This is a genomic window from Novosphingobium sp. (genome assembly GCF_030699305.1).
Taxonomy (GTDB): Bacteria; Pseudomonadota; Alphaproteobacteria; order Sphingomonadales; family Sphingomonadaceae; genus Novosphingobium.
The window spans coordinates 69,730-76,115 of sequence record NZ_JAUYNB010000018.1 but is presented as its reverse complement, the minus strand read 5'-3'; the positions used below and the strand labels follow the sequence as shown (position 1 = coordinate 76,115).

Genomic DNA, 6,386 nt, shown 5'->3' with positions numbered 1-6,386 from the left:
GTTAGCTGCCTTCCCCACTATCCTGACCGTGCGCGTCACTCTCCCTGCCCGTTGGTGTCGAGCGAAGGCGCGACACGCGGGGGCTGCGCGTGGTTTCTCGGCTTCGCTCGACACGAACGGGATTGGTTTTTTGGGTCTGGGTAACAGGCCCTCCCCCGACCCCTCCCGCCTGCGGGAGGGGAGAAGCAAGACCGGCGGCTATCGCGCCGCGCTGTCCTGCATTTCTGCCATCCGCCCGGCCAGATCATCCCACAGTGCGGGCGTCGATGCGCCGATCAGGCTGGGGCGAAAGTGTTCATCCACGCGGTAGGGGGAGCCATCCGGGCGGCAGACTTTCCCGCCCGCTTCGTTCACGAACAATGCCCCGGCGGCGTGATCCCACGCCAGCGTGCGTTCGAAAATCGTGATGTCGTTTTCGCCCAGCACGATGCGCGGATACTGTTCCGCCGCGCAGCGCGGGATGTCGACCAGCGTGTAGTGCGGGGCGATGTGCGTTTTCAGCGCTTCGCGCTTGTCGGCATCGGCAAAGACCAGTGAGATCGCGGCAATTGGCGGGGTTGCTCCGCTGGCGCGCGCCGTGATCCGCTCATCCCCGATCCACGCGCCGGTGCCGCGTTCGGCATGGCAGAACCGCTGGCGCAGCGGATCATAAATCCAGCCGCCGATGGTTTCCCCGCGCTCGGCCAGCGCGACCAGGATGCCGAACGGCGGCTTGCCCTTCGCAAAGTTGTTGGTGCCGTCGAGCGGGTCGATGATCCAGCACAGCGCGTCGCCCAGCCGGTCCAGCACGGCGGGGTCGGCATGGGCCGCTTCCTCACCCACGATGGCGGCTTCGGGCAGCAGTTTGCCCAGCAATTCGGACAGGATCGCCTCTGCTGCGTGATCGGCGACCGTCACCGCATCGTCCGCCGCCTTGTCCTCGATCTGGTCGGCGCGCAGCGTCTGGTAATGCGGCAGGATCGCGCGGGTCGCCGCTTCGCGCATGATCGCCTCGACTGCGCTGCTCAGGCTCATGAACGGTAATCCGCGTTGATCGAGATGTAGCCGTGGGTCAGGTCGCAGGTCCACACCGTCGCGCGGCCTTCGCCGAGGCCCAGATTGACCTCGATCGAAATGTCCTGCCCTTTGAGGTGCGCGGTGACCGGGGCTTCGTCATAATCGGCGAGCGGCTGGCCGTCACGCGCGGCCCACACGCCGCCGAAGCCGATGGACAGCTTGTCGCGGTCCGCCGGTTCCCCGGCCTTGCCCACGGCCATCACGACGCGGCCCCAGTTGGCGTCCTCACCCGCGATGGCGGTCTTGACCAGCGGCGAATTGGCGATGGCGAGGCCGACCCGCCGCGCGCTGGCATCGCTGACCGCGCCGGTCACGCTCACGGCGATGAACTTTTGCGCGCCTTCGCCGTCACGCACCACCAGATGGGCCAGCTGGCGGCAGACATCCTCCAGCGCAGCAGCGAACGCATCCGCGCCGGGGCAACCGGAACAGTTGATCTGGCTGTTACCGGCCTTGCCGGTGGCGAAGGCCAGCACGGTGTCGCTGGTGGAGGTGTCGCTATCGACCGTGATGCAGTTGAACGTCCTGTCGCTGGCGGCGGAGAGCAGTTCCTGCAAATAGTCCGGCGCAATCGCACAATCGGTGAAGATATAGCCCAGCATCGTCGCCATGTCGGGCGCGATCATGCCGCTGCCCTTGATGATCGCGGTGAGGGTCACGGTGCGGCCATCGACCACGGCCTGCGCCATCGCGCCCTTGGCGAACGTGTCGGTGGTGCCGATGGTGTTGGCGGCATCTTCCCAGCCGCAGGGCTGGGCGATCAGCGCAGCCTCGATCCCGGCGCGGGCCTTGTCCTTGGGGAGCGGCACGCCGATCACGCCGGTCGAGGACACGAACACCTGTTCCGGCGGGCAGCCGATGTGCGCGGACACTTGCGCCATGATCGCGTCCACCGCCTCGCGCCCGCGATAGCCGGTGAAGGCGTTGGAATTCCCGGCGTTGACCACCAGCGCCCGCGCGCGGCCCTGTTTCACGTTGGCGCGGCCCAATTCGACTTCGGAGGAGCAACACACGTTGCGTGTGAACACGCCCGCCACCGCCGTGTCTTCGGCGAATTCGGCATACGTCAGGTCGCAGCGGCCCCAGTCCTTGTAGCCGGCGCGCGCGACGCGCAGCGTCACCCCGGCAATCGCGGGCATGGCGGGGAAGGGGCGGGCGAGCGGAGAGACGGCGTCAGACATGGCCCCAGCCCCTAGCGCCGCCGCGCGCCCGTGGCTAGCCGCCCAGCTTGACCAGCGCGGTTGGCGCGGTGGTGCTGCGCGGGGTGATCTTCCATTCCAGCTTCTGGCCGGTGGTCGTGGCGACCGGGCCTTCATCGGTGTTGTTGGCCAGAATGGCGCCGTTGGTGGTCAGCGTCAGCGTGCCTTCCAGCTGGGGGAGTTCGGGGGCTTCCTCACCCTCTTTCTTCTCATCAGCCGCAGCGCCCATCGCCATCAGCTGGGCAAAGTTGCTCATGCCGCCGCCGCTGGCCGAAGGGCCAAAACCGGGCGCTTCCACCCGCACCGCACCGTCGGCGCGGCGGTTCAGGATCACGAACGGATTGGCAGCGGGGAAGCGTTCGATGGTGGGGAAGATGAAGTCATGGTCAATCCGGCCTGACAGCTGGAAATCGACCACGAACACCCCGTTGCCCTTGTAGGTCACGGTCTTCCACCCGGCCTGACGGCGCAGGCGATCGGCCAGTTCCTCAGCCGCTTGCGGGTTGGTCGGGTCGATCCCGCCCAGCATCGCGCGCATCATTTCCGCGTTCTTCTTGTCCCGCTCAACCGCGCTTTTCTGTTCCTCTTCCCAGTCGGCCTTTTGCTGGGCGACTTCTTCCTTTGTGCACTTGCGTTCTTCGAAGTCGCCATCGTCCTTGTAACAGGGGACGGCGGTGAATTCGGCATCGCCCTTGGCCTTGGACCCCATTTCGGCCAGCTTGCTCAGCCCCAGCATGTGGATTTCGCCCTGATAGCCATAAGCGAACGTCCCGTCCTTGCGCAGGTCGATGGTGGACGCGAACTTGCCGGGCGAGATCAGGCAGGCGCTGAGCAGCAGGCTCAGCCCCGCGGCCATTCCGGTCAGGGCCATGCGGCGAAATGAACGGGGCTGGGGCATCGGCAAGTCTCCTGATCGGTCAGCTGCCAAAATCAGCTGCGGGTGGCAATCGCGTATAGTGCAATCGCCGCGGCATTTGAAACGTTAAGGCTCTCAATCGCATCGGAAATCGGCAGGCGGGCCAGCGCATCGCAGTGCTGCGCGATGTTGTGGCGCATCCCTTCGCCTTCCGCGCCCAGCACCAGCGCAACCGGTCCGGCGGGCAGGGCATCGCCCAAGCTGGACTGCCCATCGCCGTCCAGTCCGATCCGCCAATAGCCCGCTTCGGCCACTTCATCGAGCGCGCGGGCCAGGTTTACCACCCGCACCCACGGCACCAGTTCCAGCGCGCCCGACGCCGATTTGGCCAGCGTGCCCGATTCGGGCGGCGCGTGGCGGTCCTGCGTAACGATGGCGCAGGCATTGAACGCGGCGGCTGAACGCATGATCGCGCCGACATTGTGCGGATCGGTAACCTGATCGAGCACGATCAGCGGCCGGGCGGGATCGCCGTCCAGCACATCTTCCAGATAGACGTCTTCCAGCCCATCGCATTCCAGCACCAGCCCCTGATGCGGGGCATCGCGCGCGACGAGTCGCGCCAGATCGGCGGGCTGGGCGTATTCCACCGGGAAGTTGGCGGGCAGTTCCCCGTCGAGCGAGGCGACGCCTTCGCGCGTGGCCCACAGTTTCCGGTGTCGGCGTTCCGGATTCTTGAGCGCGGCTTCCACCGCGTGGCGGCCCCACAGCCGCACCGCGCCGGTGCTGGCGCGGCCCGAACCCCGGCCGCCCTGCATGCGGCCTGCACGGCCGCGCAGCGCGCGGGATGGCTTGGCTTCGGCTTTACGGTTCATGGCATGATTTCCTGTTGCATAATTCGTCCCCTGCCAGTCGCCCGGATTTCAGGCAACTGTTGACAGCGGGATTTCGGTTCGCCATTGGAGCCGCCTCTCGGCCGGACGGTCCCTTTGCGGGGACTATTCAAGCGGGGTTCGCCCCGCACCGGCAACTGGTGTGGACAGGTGGCCGAGTGGTTAATGGCAGCAGACTGTAAATCTGCCCGCGAGAGCGTACGCTGGTTCGAATCCAGCCCTGTCCACCACCGACTTATCCGGCAACGTCCGCCGATGTCCCTAGAAGTCCCGGAAAACCTAGCGCATCATCCTGCAATTGCCCCCGCTCGTCCGCTGTCGTTCGCATGCAGCCGGAGCGAAGTGTGGGGGAGGTGTGGGGGAAAATCGGCTTTCCCCCACACATGGGCCTCTCGAAGCGGGGCGTGAAAGTGTGGGGGAAGATCGATGGGCAAGCTTACGGCGCTGGCGGTCAAAGCGGCTTTGGCGAATCCGGGCACCTATCAGGACGGGGAAGGGCTGTTCCTGAAAGTGGATAAACGGGACGGTGCGTCATGGACCTTGCGACTCTAGCGTGACGGCAAGCGGCAAGATATTGGTCTGGGCAGTGCCAAGTTGCTGTCGCTGGCGGAAGCGCGCGACAAGGCCAGCGGGTATCGCAAGGCGGTCAAGATCGACCGGCGCGACGTATTGGCAGAGCGCAAAGACGAGGCCGCTGCCAAGGTGACGTTCAGCGCGGCGGCGCGCCAGTATCACACCGAGAACGAAGCGGGCTGGAAAAGTGCCGTCTATGCCCGCCAGTGGCTCGCCAGTTTGGAAAACTACGCCTTCCCGAAGCTGGGAGAGATGCCAACCGGGGGAATCACTGCCGCCGACATCATCACCGTGCTGACGCCAATCTGGCAGGAGATTCTCGAAACCGCACGTCAGGTGCGTAACCGGATATGCGCAGTGCTGGATTACGCCCACGCCAAAGGCTGGCGTTCACGGGAAGCCCCATCGGGCAATGGCAGCCTGAAAGCTGGGCGCGGTCTGCCCCGGCAAGTGAAGGCGCGGGAAAACCGCAAAGCCATGCCTTACGTTGCGTTGCCCGGTTTCATAACCGCATTGCGCCGCAAGCCATCCTTCGGGCGGCTGGCTCTGGAACTGCTCATCCTCACCGGCACCCGGTCACAAGAGGTTCGGCTGGCGACATGGGCCGAATTTGACCTGGAGGGGCGTCTGTGGACGATTCCCGCCGATCACATGAAGCGGAGCAAGGCCCACATGGTTCCGCTCTCTGACGCCGCTGTGGCGGTGTTGGCGAAAGCCGATGCCTTGCGGATGGCGGAAAGCGATGTTGTTTTCCCCGGCGTGGCGGGCAACCCAATGTCCGCCATGACGCTGCTCAAGGTGCTGCGAGACATGAGCGAACCGTTCCACGTTCACGGCTTCCGTTCCGCCTTCACAGATTGGGCGGCGAACGAAGGCATCGCCGACGCCGTGGTGGAGGCAGGACTCGCGCACAAGACGCCTGATGCGGTGCAGGCGGCCTATCGTCGCACAACCTATCTTGGCACACCGGGCCAGCCGGGCGCGCGTGTGAAGCTGATGGAGGCTTGGGGGCGTTATTGCTCGGGAAAGTCCTTCAATGGGGAGATGCCGGTTAGCGAAGTGGCTGAATCTTGACGGTGCATCGAACTGACTGCTTCGAGGTTGAGGCAGACTTCCGGCAAGCGACAATGGCATCACGGTTGTCGCGCTGGATGTCAGCGGCCTGTGCCAGTGCGTTCCATGCCTCGGGGCTGTCACCCTGCATCAGCCGCGCGCCTGCATCCCAGCGCGTGGATTCTCCAACCATTTGCGTCGCCATGTGTTCGGGCCAGTGCCAGCTATCGGGCATGGCTCGGGCGATTGTGCCGGGAAGGAAAGACCATAGCAGGATACCTGCCAGCAATGCTCCGCCTGCCACCTGGCAGAGCTGCTGCCGCTGCTCGGCGGCGGTGCGGGCATGGGCGGTGACGTTGTGCATCGCTTGGACTGCATGGTGTAAATCGTCCCGCGCCTGAGTGATCCGGTCGTGATCGGCGCGGCGCGCCGATTCCGCTGCGGCGGCGATCCGATTGCCAATGCTGTCAGGAGTCATCTGCATCGCCGGATGACCAGCCATGCCCTTCAGGCTCTCGCTGATCGCGCCCATCCGCTTGGCCATGTCGGTCAGGGTCGTGCCGTAGTCGGGAATGACAATGTCGGCGCGCTCGGCGGCAAGGTGCTGGACCGCTCGGCGCATGAGGGCCAGCTCGCCTTCAAGGCGGGCAAATGCCTCGGCGGCGGGATCGCCTGCGGCCTGAGCGGCGGGAGCATCGGGTTCCGGCTCAAGGTCCAGTTCCAGTTCGACGTCATCGGCTTGCGCATTTTCCATTT

General features: G+C 65.4%; 7 protein-coding genes and 1 tRNA gene. 3 read left to right on the top strand and 5 right to left on the bottom strand.

Annotated features, from left to right (window positions below; translation table 11 throughout):
- Positions 1–198 precede the first annotated feature (198 nt).
- The 4 genes from Q8Q53_RS08970 to rlmB are packed head-to-tail and all read right to left on the bottom strand — an operon-like array spanning position 199 to position 3,986.
- Positions 199–1,014, bottom strand: a complete 816-nt coding sequence (locus Q8Q53_RS08970; protein WP_305701424.1) for an inositol monophosphatase family protein — start codon at positions 1,012–1,014, stop codon at positions 199–201.
- On the bottom strand, positions 1,011–2,237 hold the full coding sequence (gene argJ, locus Q8Q53_RS08965) for a bifunctional glutamate N-acetyltransferase/amino-acid acetyltransferase ArgJ (protein WP_305701423.1): 1,227 nt from the start codon (positions 2,235–2,237) through the stop codon (positions 1,011–1,013). The genes Q8Q53_RS08970 and argJ overlap by 4 nt, the downstream gene beginning before the upstream one ends.
- 34 nt (positions 2,238–2,271) lie before the next feature.
- Positions 2,272–3,126 (bottom strand): hypothetical protein, encoded by an 855-nt coding sequence (locus tag Q8Q53_RS08960; RefSeq protein WP_305701422.1) that lies wholly within the window; start codon positions 3,124–3,126, stop codon positions 2,272–2,274.
- Between the two features lie 59 nt (positions 3,127–3,185).
- The gene (gene rlmB / locus Q8Q53_RS08955; protein WP_305701421.1) at positions 3,186–3,986 is read right to left on the bottom strand and encodes a 23S rRNA (guanosine(2251)-2'-O)-methyltransferase RlmB; all 801 of its coding nucleotides are present in this window, start codon (positions 3,984–3,986) and stop codon (positions 3,186–3,188) included.
- A 162-nt stretch (positions 3,987–4,148) separates the two neighbouring features.
- Here rlmB and Q8Q53_RS08950 point away from each other — a divergent pair.
- The 3 genes from Q8Q53_RS08950 to Q8Q53_RS08940 all read left to right on the top strand — a co-directional run bounded on the left by Q8Q53_RS08950 (position 4,149) and on the right by Q8Q53_RS08940 (position 5,651).
- Positions 4,149–4,234, top strand: a tRNA-Tyr gene (locus Q8Q53_RS08950).
- A gap of 196 nt (positions 4,235–4,430) precedes the next feature.
- Positions 4,431–4,556 (top strand): hypothetical protein, encoded by a 126-nt coding sequence (locus tag Q8Q53_RS08945; protein WP_305701420.1) that lies wholly within the window; start codon positions 4,431–4,433, stop codon positions 4,554–4,556.
- A 42-nt stretch (positions 4,557–4,598) separates the two neighbouring features.
- Positions 4,599–5,651 (top strand): site-specific integrase, encoded by a 1,053-nt coding sequence (locus Q8Q53_RS08940; protein ID WP_305701419.1) that lies wholly within the window; start codon positions 4,599–4,601, stop codon positions 5,649–5,651.
- On the opposite strand, the gene Q8Q53_RS08935 is transcribed toward Q8Q53_RS08940, so the two are convergent.
- Complete coding sequence (locus Q8Q53_RS08935) at positions 5,629–6,384, bottom strand: DUF6118 family protein (protein ID WP_305701418.1); 756 nt, start codon at positions 6,382–6,384, stop codon at positions 5,629–5,631. The two genes, Q8Q53_RS08940 and Q8Q53_RS08935, sit on opposite strands and share 23 nt — an antisense overlap.
- Positions 6,385–6,386 lie beyond the last annotated feature (2 nt).